This is a genomic window from Nocardioides cynanchi, from assembly GCF_008761635.1.
Taxonomy (GTDB): domain Bacteria; phylum Actinomycetota; class Actinomycetes; order Propionibacteriales; family Nocardioidaceae; genus Nocardioides; species Nocardioides cynanchi.
Genome location: NZ_CP044344.1, coordinates 597315 through 615845, shown reverse-complemented (window position 1 = coordinate 615845; position 18531 = coordinate 597315). Strand labels below are relative to the sequence as shown.

Genomic DNA, 18531 nt, shown 5'->3' with positions numbered 1-18531 from the left:
GCTAGACGCCGAGGTCGACGGTCCCCTTGATCGCGGTTGTCGCGTCGCCGCCGACCCAGACAGTGTCGCCGTCCCTCTCGACGTACACCCGGCCGCGCCGGCCGAGCAGCGTGCCCTGCGAGGCGACGTACGACGTGGGGAGGCGGTCCCCGGCCAGCCACTGGCCGATGCTGGCGTTGAGCGAGCCGGTGACCGGGTCCTCGACCACGCCGATGCTCGGACAGAAGGCGCGCACCTCGACCGCGCACTCCGAGCCCTCCGGGTAGGCGCCGACGACACCCACCTCGAGGTCGCCGAAGTGCCCCCAGTCGGGTCGGACGGCGAGCACCGCCGCCGCGTCGCGCAGCAGCACCCCGACCCAGCCGGGCCCGTTGTCGATCCAGCGCGCGTCGACGATGTCGTCGTCGGCCAGGGCCAGCGCCCGGACCAGCTCGGCCCGCTCCCCGCCCGTCACCGGCCCCTCCCGCACGACCGGAGGCGCCGCGAACGCCAGCCGCTCGCCGCGGCGTACGCGCACCAGGCCGGCGGGACACTCCTGGACGACCTCTCCGTCGTGACGCGGCACTCCCCCGGCCTCCAGCCACGCGTGCGCAGTGCCGATGGTCGGATGCCCGGCGAACGACAGCTCCTCGGCCGGCGTGAAGATCCGGACCCGGTAGTCGGCGACGGCCGGGTCGCTCGGCGGCAGCAGGAACGCGGTCTCGGACAGGTTGGTCCAGTTGGCGAAGCGGCGCATCTCCTCCACGGAGAGACCCTCGGCGTCGTGGACCACGGCCAGAGGGTTGCCGAGGTAGCCCTCGGCGGAGAACACGTCGACCTGGCGGAAGGGGCGCATGAGGCCACGGTAGTGGGCGCCGACCGTCGGAAAACCGGGTGAGAACCGGGGGTGGTCTCTGGTCGGATGGTCCTCGTGTCTCGTCTCGGACCTTCCCTACGCCGGCTGATCCCGCCGACGCCGCTGTCGCGCCGCCTGGCGACCCAGTCGCTGCTGTTCGCGACCGCCGAGGGCACCTTCCTGACCGGGTCGGCGGTGTTCTTCACCCAGGTGGTCGGGCTGCGCGCGACGCAGGTGGGCCTGGGTCTCACCATCGCCGGCGTGGTGTCGTTCCTGGTCGCCTACCCGGCCGGCAAGCTCACCGACCGCCTGGGCCCGAAGCGGATGTGGTCCGTCGGTGCGTTCGTCGCGGCGACGATGTTCGCCGCCTGGCCCTTCATCGGCAGCTTCGCCGGCTACGTGACCATGGTGGTCTGCTTCGAGATCGTCGAGAACGCCGCCGGCGCCGGGCGCAACGCCTACATCCTCGACGTGATGCCCGAGCAGGAGCGGGTGGCCACTCAGGCGTACATGTACTCCGCCCTCAACGTCGGCTTCACGCTCGGCGCGGTGATCGGCGGCGTCGCGCTGGCCTTCGACAACCTGACCGTGATGCGGTGGATGCCGTTGTTCACCCTCGCGATCGGCCTGGCCAACGCCGTCTTCATCGCCCGGCTGCCGCGGGCGCCGCACGACCTCGCCCGGACCTCCGCCGACTCGGGTACGCCGCGGGTGAAGCCGCGCGGACCCGGGCCGCTGCGCAACGTCGGCTGGATGCTGGGCAGCCTGTTCCTGGGCGCCATGTGGAGCAACCAGGTGCTGCTCAACGTCGTGATCCCGCTCTGGCTCGTGCAGGCCACCGACGCCCCGCACTGGCTGCTGGCCTGGCTGTTCGGCACCAACACGGTGCTGTGCATCTTCCTGCCGGCCTACACCTCGCGCGGCGTGGCGACGATGTCCGACGCCCTGCGCTCGATCCGGATCTCGGGCGCCTTCTTCGTGCTGGCCTGCCTGATCACGATGGCCACCCACAGCACCGCGGGCTTTCTGACCATCTTCCTGGTCTGGCTCGGCCACGTCGCCGTGACCGGTGCCGAGCTCTACACCTCTGCTGCCAGCTGGGCGTTCCAGGCCAAGCTGATGGACCCCGAGCGACGGGGCGAGTACGGCGGGGTGGCCGAGGTGTTCGGCACCCTCGGCGGTCGCTGGGCGCCCGCGGTCTACACCTTCCTGGCGATGTCCTGGCACCCCGCTGGGCTGCCCGGAGCCGGCTGGCTGGTGATCGCGGCGGTCGCGGTCATCGCGGTCGCCGGGCTGCACCCGTCGACCCGGATGGCCGAGCGGTTCCTCGCGCGCGAGGGCATCGTCGTCGACGAGGTCCCGGACGAGGCCGCACCGCTCCCCTCGCTGGTCCACGGCGCGACCGGCGCCCTGGCCGCCGACGACGTGGAGGTGCTGCGGTAGTCGGCCGGCACGCGCCACCAAAGATGAGCAGATCAGTAGACTTTGCTCATGGACCTCGTGACCGTGCCCCTGCCGGACCTCGACCGTGCCGAGGTCGTCGTACCCGCACCCGACTCCGGACCCGGCAACTGGGCCGGTGCCGCGAGCGCCGTGCTGGTGGACGACGAGGTCTACCTCGCCTACCGGGTACGCCGCCCGCTCACCGCCGGCCGCGGCGTCTCGGTGGTGGTCGCCCGGTCGCGCGACGGGCTCCGGTTCGAGACCGTGAGCGAGGTCTGGCGCGACGACTTCGGGGCGGAGTCCTTCGAGCGGCCCGTCGTGCTCCGCACCCCGGCCGGGGGTTGGCGCCTCTACGTCTCGTGCGCGACCCCGGACAGCAAGCACTGGTGGATCGAGGCGATCGACGCAGAGCGTCCCGACGGCTTCGCCACCGGCCGCCGCACCGTCGTCCTGCCGGGATCCGACGCGGTCGCGGTCAAGGATCCCGTGATCGTCGTGGACGCCGCCGGCGACTGGCACGCGTGGGTCTGCGAGCACCCGCTGACCGACCCGGGTGACGAGGACCGGATGTCGACGGCGTACTTCTCCAGCCAGGGCGGCCTGGCCTGGACCCGTCGCGCGACGGTGCTCCGCCCGCGACCCGGCCAGTGGGACGCCCGCGGCGCCCGGGTCACCGACGTGCTCTCGCTGCACCCGCTGGTCACGTTGTACGACGGCCGGCCGCGGGCGGCGGACAACTGGCACGAGACGACGGGCGTGGCCCGCGCCCTGACCGCGGGCGATCCCGGCTCGGCGCTCGAGGCCGATGCCGGTGAGCCCCTGCGCTCGCCCTGCTCCGACGGGGCGTGCCGCTACGTGACCTCGGTGAGGATGCCCGACGGCACCCGGCGGTTCTACCTCGAGGTTGCCCGCCCCGACGGCGCCCACGACCTGGTGTCGACGACCGGCGCCTGACCGGGACTCGACGCAGGCCGACCGATGGCGAACCACAGCAACCCGCCGATCGGCCCCAGCAGGAGCACGCCCACGAGATAGCCCCACCGGCGACGGGCGATCGTCTCGACGAGCGGCCAGACCACCAGCAGCGCGATCACGGCCAGCGCCGGGATCAGCAGGACGGCCAGCACGAGCAGCGTCCCGTTCGGGACCAGGAAATCGGACGTGAGCGGCGTCGGCACGGCGACAGTATGAACGGTGGTCAAGCGCCCGCTACGCGCCGGCCCCCTCCTTGGCCCGGCGGCTGCCGAACGTGCCGCCGTCGCGGTAGCCCTTCCAGTCCGCGAACGACTCCCCCGAGACCCGCTCGAGGAGCTCGATGTCGGGCAGGTGCGGCTCCAGGAGAGTCTCCCGCTGCTCGGGCGTGAGCCGAGGCCGGCTCGGGTCCCCGCCTCGTTGGAGCTGGTCGACCAGCGGCTTGCTGACCTTCCGCCACACCTCGGGCGGGAAGAACTGCGCGACCGTCGCACCGGTCCGGATCACGCTGCTCAGCGCCTTGGTCCGCGGCCCCTGCTGCACGAACCTCCGCGAGTTGTCCTGCGGCACCTCGTCGACCGGCGCCGAGGTCACGCCCAGGAAGGTGCAGACCCGGTCGAGCGTGGCCAACGGCTCGTCCACCAGCTGCTTGTAGCGCAGCAGCAGCACCTGCTCGCGCGGGAAGTGGTCGAGGAGGTCGGCGACCTGGCGGCCGTACATGCCCAGGCCCTGGTAGTGCCAGAACGGCGCCCAGCCCGCATCGAGCCGCGCCGGCTCGCGACGGACGGCCTCGACGACGTCGGCCACCGGCTCCAGACCGTCCATCCACAGGTGCATCCAGTTGCTGTACGCGCGGTCCACCGGGTCGCGGAGCACCGCGACCAGCTTCGCGTCCGGGTTGTCGACGGCGATCCGGCGCCGGGCGTCGCGGTTGTACAGGTAGAACGGCGTGCTCTCGCCGCGCGGTACGCCGTCCGGCGCGCCTGCGAAGAGATCGAGGTAGCGGCCGCGCTGCCAGACCCACTCCTGGTTGCTGTGAGCGTCGCCCGGTCCCTTGTACGCCGGCGGCGGGCTGTCGCCGCACAGGTAGTACTTCGGCTCCTTGATCGGCGAGAGATGCAGGCCGGGGTGACGGGCCAGGGCGGAGTGCAGGGCACTGGTGCCCGCCTTCGGGGCACCGATCAGGAAGAAGTCCGGCGGCAGCGGCATGTCTCAAAGTATATCGTCTTACATGACAATGGGGATCCCCCTCGGAGCGGGCATGCTGGGACCATGACGGACCTCCTGACCTGGTCGCAGCACGTCGCGTCGTGGCGTCGCGAGGTGCACGCGTTGTACGACGCGGTGCGGGCCGAGCCGGACCCCGCCAGCGCCCACGAGACGTGGGTCGAGGCCCGGACCGAGCTGTTCGACACCCATCCGGCGTCGGCGCGGCAGCCCGGTCAGTCGCTGCGCCACGCGCCGTACGACCCTGCCTACCGGTTCGTGCTGGAGATGCAGCCGGCCGAACCCGAGGAGTGGCGGCCGACCACCGGCAGCGACGGGGAGGTGCCGTTCCGGCGCGCCGGCCGCTTCGAGATCCCGCTGGTCGGCGGGCTCGACGTCTGGTGGCTGGGCTCCTACGGGAACGGGGTCTTCGTGCCGCTGCGCGACGCCACCGCCGGTACGACGACGTACGGTGCCGGGCGCTACGTGCTCGACACGGTCAAGGGCGCCGACCTCGGCCGCGAGGGGGAGCTCTGGGTGATCGACCTCAACTTCTCCTACAACCCGTCCTGCGCCTACGACCCCGACTGGGCCTGCCCGCTCGCCCCGCTGGGCAACCGGGTCGGCGTGGAGGTGCCGGTCGGCGAGCTGACGCCGGCGTCCACGACGTAGGCCACGAAGGCGGCGACGTCGGCTCCCCGGTCGGACAGGTCGTCGTACTCCGGCTCGCCCACGCCCTCGCGCACCCGCAGCGACTCGCGCAGGACGCGGTGCCACCGCTCGGGGTAGAACCCGAGCCCCCAGCGGGCGGCGAGCGACTTGGCGGTCTGCTCGCCGGTGACCAGGAGGTGGTGCAGCCGGGCGACGCCGGGCACGACCCACTCGCAGGCGAAGTCCGAGGCGGCACCGTCGGGGTTGCCCGCGCAGTAGGCCGCCTGCCCGCGCCAGTAGGTGTCGAGGTTGTCGACGGTGTGGGCCCGCAGGGCGGCGTCGTCGGTCCAGATCTCCAGGGTGTCCAGCGTCGGCCCGGCGACGGTGACGCCGTGCCGGGCCAGCTCGTGCCAGGCCACCGGCCCGAGCTCGAAGCGACCGTGGTCGACGAAGTCGTGCTCGAACACCGTGGGCACATCGGGGCACTCGTCCGGTGGCGAGGACAGGTCGGAGGCCAGCAGGTGCGGCCCGTCGAGGTACGGCGCACCACCGTGCCGCTCGGCCACCACCCGGTGGGCGCGGGCCAGGGCAGCGCGCTCGACCGGACCCGGGCGAACCGCCAGGGTCGCGACGAAGTCGACGTCGCTGTGCCCCTCGACCCACTCGCCGAAGCCGATGCCGCCGTGCACGTAGAGGCCGGTCACGAGGCCGCGGGGCACGGCCGCGAGGAACGTCGTACAGACGGCATCCGCCGGAGCGGGCAGGGATGCAGCAGTCACGCCGTCAGGGACATCGGCCCGTAGACGTCGCGGTCGTGCTCGACCAGCGTCACCGACGCGACGCCGGCGGCCGAGAGCTCGGTCCAGATCTCGCCGACCCACGACTCGGCGTCGGCCTGGGAGGCGAAGCGTTGGTCGGAGTACTCCTCGGGCACCCGCGCCACCCCGCCCGAGTCGTCGTGGAGGCGCCACCACCAGGGTCGCTCGGCGGCCGCGGGCGGGCGGAAGGTGGCCGGCTGCTCGGGGAGGTTCATTCAGGACTCCCGGACCGAGGTGTCGACGAACGGCAGCCTGGTCGAGGCGAAGATCTCGCGGCGAGTGCGGATCTGCACGCCGAGCTCGGCCTCGGCGTCGACGAAGGTCGGCACCAGCGCCATCCCGATCCCCTTGCGCAGAGTCGGCGAGAAGGTGCCGGAGGTGATCTCGCACAGGGGCACGTCGGGCGACAGGCTGACACTCATGCCTGGCCGCGGGATGCCGCGCTCCAGCGCGACCAGGCCGCGCAGCCGGCGCACTGGCCCCGCCTCCTTCTCCGCCATCAGCGGCGCGCGACCCCAGAACGCGTCCTTCTTCCAGCCGACCGCCCAGCCGAGGTTGGCCTGGTTGGGCGTCACGTCGATGGTGATGTCCTGCCCGTGCAGCGGGTAGCCCATCTCGGTGCGCAGGGTGTCGCGGGCGCCGAGACCGCAGGGCAGCATCCCGAGCGGCGCGCCCGCCGCGAGCAGGGCGTCCCACAGCGCGCCGGCCACCTCGTTGAGGGCGATCAGCTCGTAGCCCCGCTCCCCCGTGTAGCCGGTCCGGCAGACCACGACGCCGGTGTCCTGGAACTCGGCCTCGACGAACGACATGTACTCGTGGCCGGTCGGGAAGCCGATCGCCTCGAGGACCTCGTCGGACTTCGTGCCCTGTACCGCCAGCACGGCGTACTGCGTGTGGTGGTCGAGGATCTTCACGCCCTCGGGCGGGCCGGCCGAGAGCCGTCGGCACACTTCGGCGGAGTTGGCCGCGTTGGGCACCAGCAGCACGTGCTCGTCGTCGTGTAAGTAGGCGATCAGGTCGTCGACGATGCCGCCGGTCGCGTCATCGCAGCACAGGGTGTACTGCGCCTTGCCCGGCCGGATCCTGCCGAGGTCGTTGCTCAGCGTCGCGTCGACGTAGGCCGCGGCGCCGGGGCCGGTGACCATCACCTTCCCGAGGTGGCTGACGTCGAAGACGCCGACCGCCTCGCGGACCGCGGTGTGCTCGGCGACGACCCCGGTGGGGTACTCCAGCGGCATCGACCAGCCGCCGAACTCCGCGAGCTTGGCTCCGAGCGCGACGTGGCGGTCGTGCAACGGCGACTGCAGGAGCGGCGCTCCCGCGCTGGTCTCGTCGGCCATGTCCGCGAACCTACACCGGCGCGTGCGCCAGCCGCCGGGACGACGCACCCCCATGGCTATCCTGCCCCGGTGACCTCCTACCACCTCCGTGGCGCGAGCCCGGCCAAGACCCGGGCTGACGCCGTCGTCGTCGGCGTGGTGAAGACACCGAAGGGCGTGGTCGTCGCCGACGGCGGCGAGGACGTCGCCGCCGCGTTCGGCCGATCCCTCCGCCCGCTCCTGAGCACCCTCGGCTTCTCGGGCAAGCCGGGCGACGTGGCCCGGATCCCGACGGGCGGCAAGCTCGCCAGCCCGTTGCTGGTGCTGGTCGGGATGGGCCCGGCGACCGACGACCGCGCGGCCACGCTGCTCGCCGTACGACGTGCGGCCGGGGTCGCGGCCCGGTCCACCGCGAACGCCGCGTCGGTGGCCCTGGCCCTGCCGGCCGGCGACGCCGCGCTGATCCGCAACGTCACCGAGGGCTACCTGCTCGGCGGCTACACGTTCGGGCGCTACCTCTCCACGACCCCGGACGCGCAGGCCGGGACCGTGACCGTGCTCTGCCCGATCGCCCGGCGCCAGGAGGCCGTTGCGGCGTTCGAGGAGGCGCAGGTGGTCGCGTCGGCTGTCGCGGTCACCCGCGACTGGGTGAACACGCCGGCTGCCGACCTGACGCCGTCGCTGCTCGCGGGCGAGATCGTGAAGGCGGCGAAGGGCACCAAGGTCAAGGTGACGGTGCACGACGAGGCCGAGCTCGCCGAGCTCGGCTGCGGCGGCCTGCTCGGCGTCGGGGGCGGCTCGAGCGCACCGCCGCGCCTGGTGGAGCTGAGCTACTCCCCCGGCAAGCCGGTCGCCCACATCGCGCTGGTCGGCAAGGGGATCACCTTCGACTCCGGCGGGCTGACCATCAAGCCCGGCAACGGCATGGAGACCATGAAGTGCGACATGGCCGGTGCTGCCGCGGTCACCCAGGCCACGCTCGCGATCGCCGCGCTCGGGCTGCCGGTGAAGGTCTCCGCGTTCGCCTGCCTGGCCGAGAACATGGTCTCCGGCAGTGCGATGCGACCCGGCGACGTGCTGACGATCTACGGCGGGCGCACCGTCGAGGTGCTCAACACCGACGCCGAGGGCCGGCTCGTGCTCGCCGACGGTCTCCAGCGCGCGGTCGAGCAGGAGCCCGACGTGATCATCGACGTGGCCACCCTGACCGGGCACATGGTGATGGCTCTCGGCACCAAGGTGGGTGCCGCCTTCGGCGACGACGCCGTCGTCGCCTCCTTGATCGAGGCCGGTCAGGAGTCCGGCGAGAAGCACTGGCCGATGCCGATCCCGGCCGACATCGTCGAACGGGTGCACGGCAGCAAGATCGCGGACCTCGCCCAGCACGACTGGACCCGGTGGGGCGGCGGCCTGCTCGCGGCGGGCTTCCTGCGCGAGTTCACCGACGGCGTCCCGTGGGCGCACCTCGACATCGCCGGCCCGGGCTTCAACTCCGGGTCCGCCGCCGGCCACCTGACCGGAGGCGGCACCGGCTTCGGGCTGACCACCCTCGTGGACTACGCCCGGGGGCTGGCCTCGCCTGCGACGACCGACGGCCCGGTCACTGCGAGCGGTTCTGACGCTTCTTCTGCAGCGTGATGTAGTCGCGCATCCGCTGCGGGATGCCGACCACCCCGGCCTCGTAGGCACGGATCCCGCGGCTCTGGCAGAAGCGGTAGGCCCAGTCCGCCGACGGGACCCGCCGCCGCGTGTACTCGCCGTCCCAGGCGACCAGCAGCAGGGTGACGTCGCTGACCGCGGTCCTCGGCTCGACCCACCCCTCGACGCCCTCGCGCGTGGACACGAAGTCGGCCAGATGCGCCTCGTCCTCCCCGCTCGACGCGCGGACCCGGGTCGAGCCGGTGCGCGCGGTGTCCCCCTGGGGACGGCGAAAGCGCGTCCCGCGACCACTGCGTCCGAAGAACCTCACGACACCAGTGTGCCAACAACCCGGAAGGGACCGCGGGATCTGCTTGCGAGGCGTCGAGCAAAGAGTGCAAGGATGGGAAAGTGACCGAAGGAGAGTTCGACGTACTCGTTCTCGGGGCGGGATCGGGCGGTTATGCCTGTGCGCTGCGAGCCGCCCAGCTCGGCCTCTCGGTGGCCCTGGTCGAGAAGGGCAACCTCGGCGGCACCTGCCTCCACGTGGGCTGCATCCCGACCAAGGCGCTGCTGCACGCGGCCGAGGTCGCCGACCTGGCCCGCGACTCCGCCCAGTTCGGGGTGCAGGCGACCCTCGAGGGCATCGACATGCCGGGCGTCAACGCCTACAAGGACAAGGTCGTCTCCCGGCTCTTCAAGGGGCTCAGCGGTCTGATCAGGGGCCGCGGGATCACCGTGATCGAGGGTGAGGGCCGCCTGAGCGGGCCGAAGCAGGTCACGGTCGGCGGGACGACGTACACCGGCCGGCACGTGGTGCTGGCGTCCGGCTCCTACAGCAGGAGCCTGCCCGGCCTCGACGTCGACGGCGAGCGGGTGCTCACCTCCGAGCACGCGCTGCGGCTCGACCGGGTGCCCGCGTCGGTGGTCGTGCTCGGCGGCGGGGTGATCGGCTGCGAGTTCGCCAGCGTCTGGGCCAGTTTCGGCGCCGAGGTCACCATCGTCGAGGCCCTCCCCCGGCTGGTCGCTGCCGAGGACGAAGCCTCGTCCAAGGCCCTGGAACGCGCCTTCCGCAAGCGCAAGATCCAGGTCCGCACCGGTACGCCGTACCAGAGCCTGAAGGTCACCGACGACGGCATCGCGCTGACCGTCGAAGGTGGTGACGTGATCGAGGCCGAGCTGCTGCTGGTGGCCGTCGGCCGCGGCCCGTCCACCGACGGGCTTGGGTACGACGAGCAGGGCGTGGCGATGGAGCGCGGGTTCGTGCTCACCGACGAGCGCTGCCGCACCAACCTCGAGGGTGTGTACGCCGTCGGCGACATCGTGCCGGGCCTCCAGCTGGCCCACCGCGGCTTCGCGCAGGGCATCTTCGTGGCCGAGGACATCGCCGGCCTCGCGCCCGCGGTGATCGACGAGACCGGGATCCCGCGGGTCACCTACAGCCATCCCGAGATCGCGTCGGTCGGGCTGAACGAGGACGCCGCCCGCGAGGCCTACGGCGAGGTCGAGACCCTCACCTACGACCTCGGCGGCAACGGCAAGAGCCAGATCCTGGGCACCCAGGGCTTCGTGAAGCTGGTCCGGCGCCCCGACGGACCGGTGGTCGGCGTGCACCTGGTCGGCGACCGGGTCGGCGAGCTGATCGGCGAGGCCCAGCTGATCTACAACTGGGAGGCCCACGCCGAGGACGTCGCGCCGCTGGTGCACGCCCACCCCACCCAGAACGAGGCGCTCGGCGAGGCCCACCTGGCCCTGGCCGGCAAGCCCCTCCACGCGCACTCCTGACCACCCGACCTGAACACTGACGACAGCCCCCGACGACGACAAGGAAGAGCGATCCCCACATGGCTACCGAAGTCACCCTCCCCGAGCTCGGCGAATCCGTCACCGAGGGCACCGTCACGCGCTGGTTGAAGCAGGTCGGCGACGAGGTGGCGGTCGACGAGCCGCTCCTGGAGGTCTCGACCGACAAGGTCGACACCGAGATCCCCTCGCCGGTCGCCGGCACCCTGCTGGAGATCAAGGCGAACGAGGACGACACGGTCGAGGTCGGCGCGGTGCTCGCCGTGATCGGCGCGTCCGAGGAGTCGTCCGGAGGTCAGGATCCAGCCCCGGCCGAGCCGGAGCAGGCCGCGGCCGAGGAGGAGCCGGCCGCGGAGGCGGCTCCCGCGGACGAGGCCCCTGCCCAGGACGGCGGGGACGACGGCGCCACTCCTCTGGAGGAGGAGAACGCCGAGCGCGAGGCCGCGCACGCCGAGGCCGAGGAGTCCGACACCCCGGACCAGGCGTCCGCCGACGAGGCAGCCGCAGAGGAAGCCCCCGCGAAGGCGGCCCCCTCCGAGGAGCCGGCCGCTGCGTCGTCGGGTGGCGGGGAGCAGACGGTGGTGCGGCTGCCCGAGCTCGGGGAGTCGGTCACCGAGGGCACGGTGACCCGCTGGCTCAAGCAGGTCGGCGACCAGGTCGCCGCGGACGAGTCGCTCCTGGAGGTCTCGACCGACAAGGTCGACACCGAGATCCCGTCACCGGCGGCCGGGACGCTCCTGGAGATCAAGGTCAACGAGGACGAGACCGTGGAGGTCGGCGCCGAGCTGGCCGTGATCGGCTCGGGCCAGGCCGCCACGAACGAGCCCTCCGCGGGCGATGACCAGCCCGCACCGGCGGCCGCGGCAGAGCCTGCGGCCGAGTCCGAGCCCGCCCAGGAGGCCGAGCCGGCGCAGGAGGCCGAGCCGGCCGCCGCCGAGTCGGAGGCCGCGACGGAGCCCGAGCAGCCCGCCGCCGAAGCGGCGCCCCAGCCCGAACCCGAGCCCGAGCCGGCCCCGGCGTCCGACACTCGCGACTCGTCGTCGTACGTCACTCCGCTGGTCCGCAAGATGGCGGCCCAGCACGACGTCGACCTGGCCGGCCTCGTCGGCACCGGCGTCGGTGGGCGGATTCGCAAGCAGGACGTCCTGGACGCCGCTGCGAAGCAGGGCACCGACACCACGCCGAGCCGCCCGGCCGCGGCGGCCGCGGCCGCCGCCCAGCCCGCTGCTCCCGCGGCACCGGCGGCGTCCGCCCCGGCGGCAGTCGCCGACGCGGCGCCGTCGCCGCTGCGTGGCAAGACCGAGCCGATGTCGCGGCTCCGCAAGGTGATCGCCAAGCGCATGGTCGAGTCGCTCCAGACCAGCGCCCAGCTGACCACCGTCGTCGAGGTCGACGTCACCTCGATCTCGCGCTTGCGGGACGCGGCGAAGGCCGACTTCGCGGCGCGCGAGGGCGTGAAGCTGTCGTTCATGCCGTTCTTCGCCAAGGCTGCGGTCGACGCGCTCAAGCAGCACCCGAGCCTGAACGCCGCGATCGACACCGAGGCGGGCGAGGTGACCTACTACGACCGGGAGAACCTCGCGATCGCCGTCGACACCGAGCGCGGACTGCTCACCCCGGTGATCAAGGAGGCCGGTGACCTCTCGATCGCGGGCCTGGCGCGCAAGATCGCCGACGTCGCCGAGCGCACCCGGACCAACAAGATCACTCCGGACGAGCTGTCCGGCGGCACGTTCACGCTGACCAACACCGGCAGCCGGGGCGCGCTGTTCGACACCCCGATCATCAACATGCCGCAGGTCGCCATCCTGGGCACCGGTGCGGTGGTGAAGCGGCCGGTGGTGATCGACGACGACAACCTCGGCGAGACGATCGCCGTACGCCAGATGGTCTACCTCGCCCTGACCTACGACCACCGGCTGGTCGACGGGGCCGACGCCGCCCGCTTCCTCAGCGACGTGAAGGCCCGGCTCGAAGCCGGGCAGTTCGAGGTCTGATGCGGGTCGTCGTCGGCGGCGCCTCCGGGTTCCTCGGGAGCCACCTGGTCTCCGAGCTGACCGGTCGCGGTCACACCGTCACCAAGCTGGTACGACGGGCGCCGGGCGCCGCGGACGAGTCGCGGTGGGACCCCGCGAGCGGTCAGGTCGACGCCGAGGTCGTCGCGGCCGCCGACGTGGTGGTCAACCTCGCCGGGGCACCGACCGCAGGCAACCCGCACTCGAAGACGTGGGCCACCGAGCTGCGCGCGAGCCGGGTCAGCTCCACCTCGACCCTGGCGGAGGCGATCGCGGCGAGCGAGCGCCCGGCGGCGTTCCTGGCCGGCAACGGCATCAGCTACTACGGCGACCGGGGCGCCGACCGGCTCCCGGAGACCGCCGACTCGCGAGGGCACGCCTTGCTGACGGAGGTGACCCGGGAGTGGGAGGCCGCGGCCGCGCCCGCGCGGGCGGCCGGGGCCCGGGTCTGCGTGCTGCGCACGGCGCCGGTGATGGACGCCCGGAGCCAGCCGCTGAAGGCTCTGCGCGTCCAGTTCCGGCTCGGCCTCGGAGGCAGGCTGGGCAGTGGCGAGCAGTACTTCCCGATGATCTCCCTGCGCGACTGGGTCGGTGCGGTGGCACACCTCGCCGAGCACGACGACGCCGCCGGCGCCTTCAACCTCTGCTGCCCGATCACGCCGACCAACGCCGAGTTCACCAAGGCGCTGGGGCGCGCGGTCGGGCGGCCCACGGTGATCCCGGCTCCGTCGTTCGCGATCCGCCTGGGTGCCGGCGACATGAGCCCGGAGCTGCTCGGCTCGCGCAACGCCGTGCCCCAGGCCCTGGTGGACGCCGGCTACGAGTTCCGTGACGAGGACGTCACCGCCGTGCTCGCGGCCGGGCTGGCTCAGCGCTCGTAGACCTCGCTGACCCGCCACCGCCCGCCCTCGCGCAGGAGACGCACCTCCCGCCTCGTCGGCCGACCGGGCGGCAACCCGGTGCGCACGCCGCCGCCGACGGCCACGGCGTCGACCAGCCGGTCGGTGACCAGGAGCACCAGCCTGCGGGGGCGGCAGGTGCGCACGTGGACGGCCAGCACCTGGCGACCCATCGATCGCACCCGTAGCCCGCGTGCCCGGTAGGCGTCGAGCAGGGCCGCGTCGCGCGCCGCGGTGCGCGAGCCGGTGGTGTAGAGCCCGACCAGCGACCGGGGTCGGCCGCTCGCCCAGGCCCGGGCGCGGCGTCGGTCCCACTCCTCCAGCACGCTCAGGGCCCGGCTCGTGCAGGTGACGGGGACGGAGCCCGCCACCGCCGCCTCACGTCGTACGACGTGGTGCCGGGTGACGGCGACCGCCACGACCAGCCCGGTCACCAGCCCCGCCGCGATCAGGATCCGAGAAGTGCGCACGTGCTCCACTCTGGAGGCCAGCGCGCGGGGACGCGAGCGCTCCTCCACAGGTGCGCGAGCAGTGCTTCTCGGGCATTCTGAGGGAGTGGCAGACGACGCCTCCCAGCCCCCTGCCGGTGTCGGCTGGGCCCGAGGGCTGCATGCCCCGGACGCCTCCACGGTCGACCCCGCGGCTTACTTCGAGTACATCGGACGTTGGTCGTCCCTCTTCGTCCCGGCCCTGCTCCGGCTCGGCGCAGTGAGCCTGGGCGACCTGGTCCTCGACGTGGCGAGCGGTCCCGGTGAAGCAGCGGAACCGGCGGCCGACATGGTCGGGATGCCGGGACGGGTCGTGGGCCTGGACATCTCCACCGCGATGCTGCGTGCGGCCCGCGCACGACTGCCGGGCGCCTCGTGCACCTGGGTGGCTGCGGACGCGCAACGCATGCCCTTCGCCGACGGCCGGTTCGACGCGGTGGTCTGCCAGCTCGGTTTGATGTTCCTGCCCGATCCCGGTGCCGGTCTGTCCGAGTTCCGCCGGGTCCTGCGGCCGGGGCGACGCGCAGCCGTCTGCGTGATCGGCACGGCCGAGCGTGCCCCCCTGTGGAGCTACCTCGCAGCCGCCCTCAGTCACGTGCTCCCGGCCGAGCGCGAGACGCTCCACCTCTCGTTCGCCCTGGGAGACCCTCATCGGCTGGAAGACCTGTTCACGTCCGCCGGGTTCAGCGACGTCGGCGTCCGGCCCCAGCAGGCGCACGCGGACCTTGGAACATTTGAGCACTACTGGCACGTCGTCGAGACGGCCAGCGGCTCGATGCCGCACGCCTATCGCACTCTGGCCGCCGCCGAGCGCGACCACGTGCGCGACGAGGTACGCCGGAAGATGGCTGCGCACGAGGTCGACGGGCTGCTGCGGGTCCCCGTCGAGATGCTCCTCGCCGACGGCCGCGCCTGACGGGCCCACTGGATCCGGACGCTGCCCGCCCCGCCTGCGTAGGGCGCGCCCCGCATCGCGGGGGACGTGAGCGACCTGGCGTTCAGGTTGAGCGGGCTCGGTTCCGACGCGGTCGATGACCGCAGATCCAGGCGATCGTCCGCGGGTCCCTGACGCTCGCCGACGCCGGGTAGGCTCGATCGGGTGAGCGACCTGGTCTTCCGCGAGGGCGGGTTCGGCGCCGACGCCGTCGACTACCTCGCGGCGTGGGACACCCAGCGCGAGATCCATGGGCAGGTGGTCGCGGGCGAGGCGCCCGACACGGTCTGGCTGCTGGAGCACCCGCCGGTCTTCACCGCCGGCAAGCGCACGTCGGCCGCCGACCGGCCGGCCGACCCCGGTGGCGCACCCGTCATCGACGTCGACCGCGGCGGACTGATCACCTTCCACGGGCCTGGTCAGCTGGTCGGCTACCCGATCGTCCGGCTGCCCGAGCACGTCCTGGTCGTCGACTACGTGCGCCGCGTCGAGGAGGCGCTGATCGGGGTCTGCGCCGACTTCGGCCTCGAGACCGCGCGGGTGCCCGGGCGCAGCGGCGTGTGGCTGAAGGCCTGGGGCCCCAAGCCCGAGCGCAAGATCGCGGCGCTGGGCATCCGGGTCAGCCGGGGCGTGACCATGCACGGCTTCGCCCTCAACTGCGACGTCGACCTGTCGTGGTACGACCGCTTCGTGCCCTGCGGGATCGCCGACGCCGGCGTCACCTCGCTGACGGCCGAGCTCCGGCGCGACGTCACCGTCGCCGACGTGCTCCCGAGCGTGCGCCGGCACCTGGCCGACCTGCTCGCCTGGACGCCGTACACGCCGACGCCGGACTACGAGCCGCGGCCGGAGCCCGGCCGTGGGCCGCGAATCGAGCTGCTGACACCGTGACCTCGGCCACTGGGACACCCGCGTACCATTGGTCCACGTGACCCAAGCCCCTCCCACGAACGCCGCGCCCGAGGGCCGCAAGCTCCTGCGCCTCGAGGTCCGCAACGCCGAGACCCCGATCGAGCGCAAGCCCTCGTGGATCAAGACCCGCGCGACGATGGGCCCGGAGTACCAAGAGCTGCTGGGCCTGGTGAAGTCCGAGGGCCTGCACACGGTGTGCCAGGAGGCGGGCTGCCCCAACATCTTCGAGTGCTGGGAGGACCGTGAGGCGACCTTCCTGATCGGCGGCGACCAGTGCACGCGCCGCTGCGACTTCTGCCAGATCGACACCGGCAAGCCGCAGCCGCTCGACCGCGACGAGCCGCGTCGGGTCGCGGAGTCGGTGCAGAAGATGGGGCTGCGCTACGCGACCATCACCGGCGTCGCGCGCGACGACCTGCCCGACGGCGGGGCCTGGCTGTATGCCGAGACCGTGCGGGTGATCCACGAGGTCAACCCCGGCACCGGCGTGGAGAACCTGATCCCCGACTTCAACGGCCGCCCCGAGCAGCTGGCCGAGGTCTTCGAGAGCCGGCCCGAGGTGCTCGCCCACAACGTCGAGACGGTGCCCCGGATCTTCAAGCGGATCCGCCCGGCGTTCCGCTACGACCGCTCGCTGGGCGTGCTGACCGCGGCCCGCGAGTTCGGCCTGGTCACCAAGTCCAACCTGATCCTGGGGATGGGCGAGACCCGCGAGGAGGTCAGCCAGGCGCTGCGCGACCTGCACGACGCGGGCTGCGAGCTGGTCACGATCACGCAGTACCTCCGCCCCTCTCCCCGACACCACCCCGTGGAGCGTTGGGTCAAGCCGGAGGAGTTCGTCGAGCTCGCCACCGAGGCCGAGGAGATCGGCTTCTCGGGCGTGCTGTCCGGCCCGCTCGTGCGTTCGTCGTACCGGGCCGGTCGGTTGTACCGTCAGGCCATGTCGGCGCGCACGCCGGCCTGACCACCCTCACCGAACTCCGGAGCAGCCCGCGCATGTCCTCCTCGCGACCGACCCTTCCCGAGCCCGAGAAGCAGGGCCGGATCAAGCAGTTCGCCGAGACCTACCGGATGGCCAAGCGGTCCGACCCCCAGCTGGGGATGTGGATCCTGGGTGCCTTCGTGGTCGGCGCTCTGGTCGGCTTCGGGGTCTTCTGGCTGGCCACCGGCCACGGCGGCCCGATCTCGCTGGCCGTGACGATCTTCGGCGCGCTGATGCTCGGTGTGCTGGCCGCCCTGATCACGTTCTCCCGCCGCGCGCAGAAGGCGGCGTACTCCCAGATGGAGGGGCAGGTCGGCGCCGCCGCCGGCGCCCTCCAGCTGCTCAAGCGCGGCTGGCGGCTCGACACCGCGATCGCGTTCAACAAGCAGCAGGACGTCGTGCACCGCGTGATCGGCCCTCCGGGGGTCGTGCTGGTGGGCGAGGGCAACCCGGGGCGGGTCAAGGCGCTGCTGACCAGCGAACGTCGCCGGCACGAGCGGGTGATCTCCGAGATCCCCGTTCACGAGGTGATCTGCGGCAACGGTGAGGGCCAGGTGCCCCTGCCCAAGATCGCGCGCCACATCCAGAAGATGAAGCGCCAGGTCAAGCCCGCCGAGATCACCGACGTGCTGGCGCGACTCAAGGCGATCGACGCGTCGCGGCCCGTCGTACCGATGCCCAAGGGGCCGGTTCCGACGTCGATGAAGGGCATGCGCGGCAACTTCCGCGGCCGCTGAGCCCTTCGGCTCGGCTCCCCCGCTAACGGGTCAGCTCGTGGCGGTGCTGCCCGGCATCGCCTGGACCTTCGACGGGGCCGGAGCCTTGATCGCGACCGGAGCGCCGAAGTCGGAGTAGGTCATCGTCATCGACAGGACCTTCTTCATCAGCATCTTGAACTGCGCCATCCGGCCCTGGTCGTCGAGCCACAGGTCGTAGGTCATGGCCTTGGGCAGCGATGCGGTGGACGAGGAGGGCATCCCCTTGAGCATGGGGACGGCGATGGTGTCGATCGTGACCGTGTAGTGCTTGAGCTGTTGGCCACCGACCGTCTGGGTGCCGTCGTACACGACCTTCTTGAAGACGTCGGGCGACATCTCGTCCATCAGGGACTTCGGGTCGATGCCCCCGAGGGTGTCGCCCATCGACCCCAACGGGCCGTTCGGGTCGGTGAGATCCATCTTCATGTAGCTGCCGTTGCCGCCGGGCATCGCGATGTACATGACGCCGCCGAGCAGGATCATCTCGGTGGGGGTGCCCATGCCGGTCAGGTCCATCGACATCTTCATGGCCGGCGTGCTGCCGGTCATGTCGAGGGCGCCGTCGGCGGAGATCTGCTGGCCGGAGGCGTCCATCGTCATCGTGAACTTCGCCGTGGTCAGCTTCTGCGCACCGGCCTTGACCATCGCCAGGAACTTGGCGCTGTCGACCTTCTGGCCTCGCCCCGGGTCGGACGCGCCCGCCTGCTGGGTGGCGGCGGGCGTCGGGCTCGTCGTGGTGGCGGCCGGGTCCGCCGCCGTCGACGAGCTGCCGGCGCTGCCGCACCCGGCCAGCGAGCCGAGCGCCAGCGGGACGATCGCGGCCGCGGCCGCCTTGCGAAGAGTCAGGATGCGCATGCC

General features: G+C 72.4%; 20 protein-coding genes. 11 read left to right on the top strand and 9 right to left on the bottom strand.

Features of this window, described 5'->3' with window-relative positions; all coding sequences use genetic code 11:
- Window position 1: 1 nt before the first annotated feature.
- Window positions 2-835 (bottom strand): PhzF family phenazine biosynthesis protein, encoded by an 834-nt coding sequence (locus E3N83_RS03235; protein ID WP_151081950.1) that lies wholly within the window; start codon window positions 833-835, stop codon window positions 2-4.
- Window positions 836-910: 75 nt separating this feature from the next.
- Between E3N83_RS03235 and E3N83_RS03230 the strand changes: the two genes are divergently transcribed.
- Window positions 911-2278, top strand: coding sequence for an MFS transporter (locus E3N83_RS03230; RefSeq protein ID WP_420371834.1), 1368 nt, complete (start codon window positions 911-913; stop codon window positions 2276-2278).
- A 48-nt stretch (window positions 2279-2326) separates the two neighbouring features.
- Window positions 2327-3232, top strand: a complete 906-nt coding sequence (locus E3N83_RS03225; protein ID WP_151081948.1) for a hypothetical protein — start codon at window positions 2327-2329, stop codon at window positions 3230-3232.
- Here the strand turns inward: E3N83_RS03225 and E3N83_RS03220 are convergent.
- Both E3N83_RS03220 and E3N83_RS03215 read right to left on the bottom strand, forming a co-directional pair.
- Window positions 3172-3456, bottom strand: coding sequence for a hypothetical protein (locus E3N83_RS03220; RefSeq protein ID WP_151081947.1), 285 nt, complete (start codon window positions 3454-3456; stop codon window positions 3172-3174). The two genes, E3N83_RS03225 and E3N83_RS03220, sit on opposite strands and share 61 nt — an antisense overlap.
- Before the next feature lie 31 nt (window positions 3457-3487).
- Window positions 3488-4459 carry a sulfotransferase family protein gene (locus E3N83_RS03215; RefSeq protein WP_151081946.1) on the bottom strand — a complete coding sequence of 324 codons (972 nt, stop codon included), beginning with the start codon at window positions 4457-4459 and terminating at the stop codon, window positions 3488-3490.
- A 63-nt stretch (window positions 4460-4522) separates the two neighbouring features.
- Between E3N83_RS03215 and E3N83_RS03210 the strand changes: the two genes are divergently transcribed.
- Entirely contained in the window at window positions 4523-5128 is a 606-nt protein-coding gene (locus E3N83_RS03210) for a DUF1684 domain-containing protein (RefSeq protein ID WP_151081945.1), read from the top strand.
- Here E3N83_RS03210 and E3N83_RS03205 read toward each other — a convergent pair.
- Genes E3N83_RS03205 through gcvT form a run of 3 tightly spaced genes read right to left on the bottom strand, consistent with a single transcriptional unit; the run spans window position 5032 to window position 7265 of the window.
- The gene (locus E3N83_RS03205) at window positions 5032-5886 is read right to left on the bottom strand and encodes an aminoglycoside adenylyltransferase domain-containing protein (RefSeq protein WP_191907928.1); all 855 of its coding nucleotides are present in this window, start codon (window positions 5884-5886) and stop codon (window positions 5032-5034) included. The genes E3N83_RS03210 and E3N83_RS03205 overlap by 97 nt on opposite strands.
- Window positions 5883-6140, bottom strand: a complete 258-nt coding sequence (locus E3N83_RS03200) for a hypothetical protein (protein ID WP_151081943.1) — start codon at window positions 6138-6140, stop codon at window positions 5883-5885. The genes E3N83_RS03205 and E3N83_RS03200 overlap by 4 nt, the downstream gene beginning before the upstream one ends.
- The gene (gene gcvT / locus E3N83_RS03195) at window positions 6141-7265 is read right to left on the bottom strand and encodes a glycine cleavage system aminomethyltransferase GcvT (protein ID WP_151081942.1); all 1125 of its coding nucleotides are present in this window, start codon (window positions 7263-7265) and stop codon (window positions 6141-6143) included.
- A 69-nt stretch (window positions 7266-7334) separates the two neighbouring features.
- On the opposite strand from gcvT, the gene E3N83_RS03190 reads away from it, so the two are divergent.
- Window positions 7335-8882: a leucyl aminopeptidase gene (locus E3N83_RS03190; RefSeq protein ID WP_151081941.1), complete on the top strand. Its 1548-nt coding sequence runs from the start codon at window positions 7335-7337 to the stop codon at window positions 8880-8882.
- On the opposite strand, the gene E3N83_RS03185 is transcribed toward E3N83_RS03190, so the two are convergent.
- Window positions 8845-9213: a hypothetical protein gene (locus E3N83_RS03185; RefSeq protein WP_191907927.1), complete on the bottom strand. Its 369-nt coding sequence runs from the start codon at window positions 9211-9213 to the stop codon at window positions 8845-8847. The two genes, E3N83_RS03190 and E3N83_RS03185, sit on opposite strands and share 38 nt — an antisense overlap.
- 80 nt (window positions 9214-9293) lie before the next feature.
- On the opposite strand from E3N83_RS03185, the gene lpdA reads away from it, so the two are divergent.
- The 3 genes from lpdA to E3N83_RS03170 are packed head-to-tail and all read left to right on the top strand — an operon-like array spanning window position 9294 to window position 13581.
- A complete protein-coding gene (gene lpdA, locus E3N83_RS03180) occupies window positions 9294-10667 on the top strand; it encodes a dihydrolipoyl dehydrogenase (protein ID WP_151081940.1) in 1374 nt (457 codons plus the stop codon).
- A gap of 59 nt (window positions 10668-10726) precedes the next feature.
- Window positions 10727-12682 (top strand): 2-oxoglutarate dehydrogenase, E2 component, dihydrolipoamide succinyltransferase, encoded by a 1956-nt coding sequence (gene sucB / locus E3N83_RS03175; RefSeq protein WP_151081939.1) that lies wholly within the window; start codon window positions 10727-10729, stop codon window positions 12680-12682.
- Entirely contained in the window at window positions 12682-13581 is a 900-nt protein-coding gene (locus E3N83_RS03170) for a TIGR01777 family oxidoreductase (RefSeq protein WP_151081938.1), read from the top strand. Before sucB ends, E3N83_RS03170 begins: the two co-directional genes overlap by 1 nt.
- Here E3N83_RS03170 and E3N83_RS03165 read toward each other — a convergent pair.
- Window positions 13569-14069, bottom strand: a complete 501-nt coding sequence (locus tag E3N83_RS03165) for a hypothetical protein (RefSeq protein ID WP_191907926.1) — start codon at window positions 14067-14069, stop codon at window positions 13569-13571. The two genes, E3N83_RS03170 and E3N83_RS03165, sit on opposite strands and share 13 nt — an antisense overlap.
- Before the next feature lie 85 nt (window positions 14070-14154).
- On the opposite strand from E3N83_RS03165, the gene E3N83_RS03160 reads away from it, so the two are divergent.
- The 4 genes from E3N83_RS03160 to E3N83_RS03145 all read left to right on the top strand — a co-directional run bounded on the left by E3N83_RS03160 (window position 14155) and on the right by E3N83_RS03145 (window position 17652).
- On the top strand, window positions 14155-15003 hold the full coding sequence (locus tag E3N83_RS03160) for a methyltransferase domain-containing protein (protein ID WP_191907925.1): 849 nt from the start codon (window positions 14155-14157) through the stop codon (window positions 15001-15003).
- Window positions 15004-15186: 183 nt separating this feature from the next.
- Window positions 15187-15912: a lipoyl(octanoyl) transferase LipB gene (gene lipB, locus E3N83_RS03155; protein ID WP_151081935.1), complete on the top strand. Its 726-nt coding sequence runs from the start codon at window positions 15187-15189 to the stop codon at window positions 15910-15912.
- Window positions 15913-15949: 37 nt separating this feature from the next.
- Entirely contained in the window at window positions 15950-16897 is a 948-nt protein-coding gene (gene lipA, locus E3N83_RS03150; protein WP_151081934.1) for a lipoyl synthase, read from the top strand.
- A 32-nt stretch (window positions 16898-16929) separates the two neighbouring features.
- Window positions 16930-17652, top strand: coding sequence for a DUF4191 domain-containing protein (locus E3N83_RS03145; protein ID WP_151081933.1), 723 nt, complete (start codon window positions 16930-16932; stop codon window positions 17650-17652).
- Between the two features lie 30 nt (window positions 17653-17682).
- Here E3N83_RS03145 and E3N83_RS03140 read toward each other — a convergent pair whose 3' ends face one another.
- Window positions 17683-18528, bottom strand: a complete 846-nt coding sequence (locus tag E3N83_RS03140; protein WP_151081932.1) for an SCO4651 family lipoprotein — start codon at window positions 18526-18528, stop codon at window positions 17683-17685.
- Window positions 18529-18531: the final 3 nt, after the last annotated feature.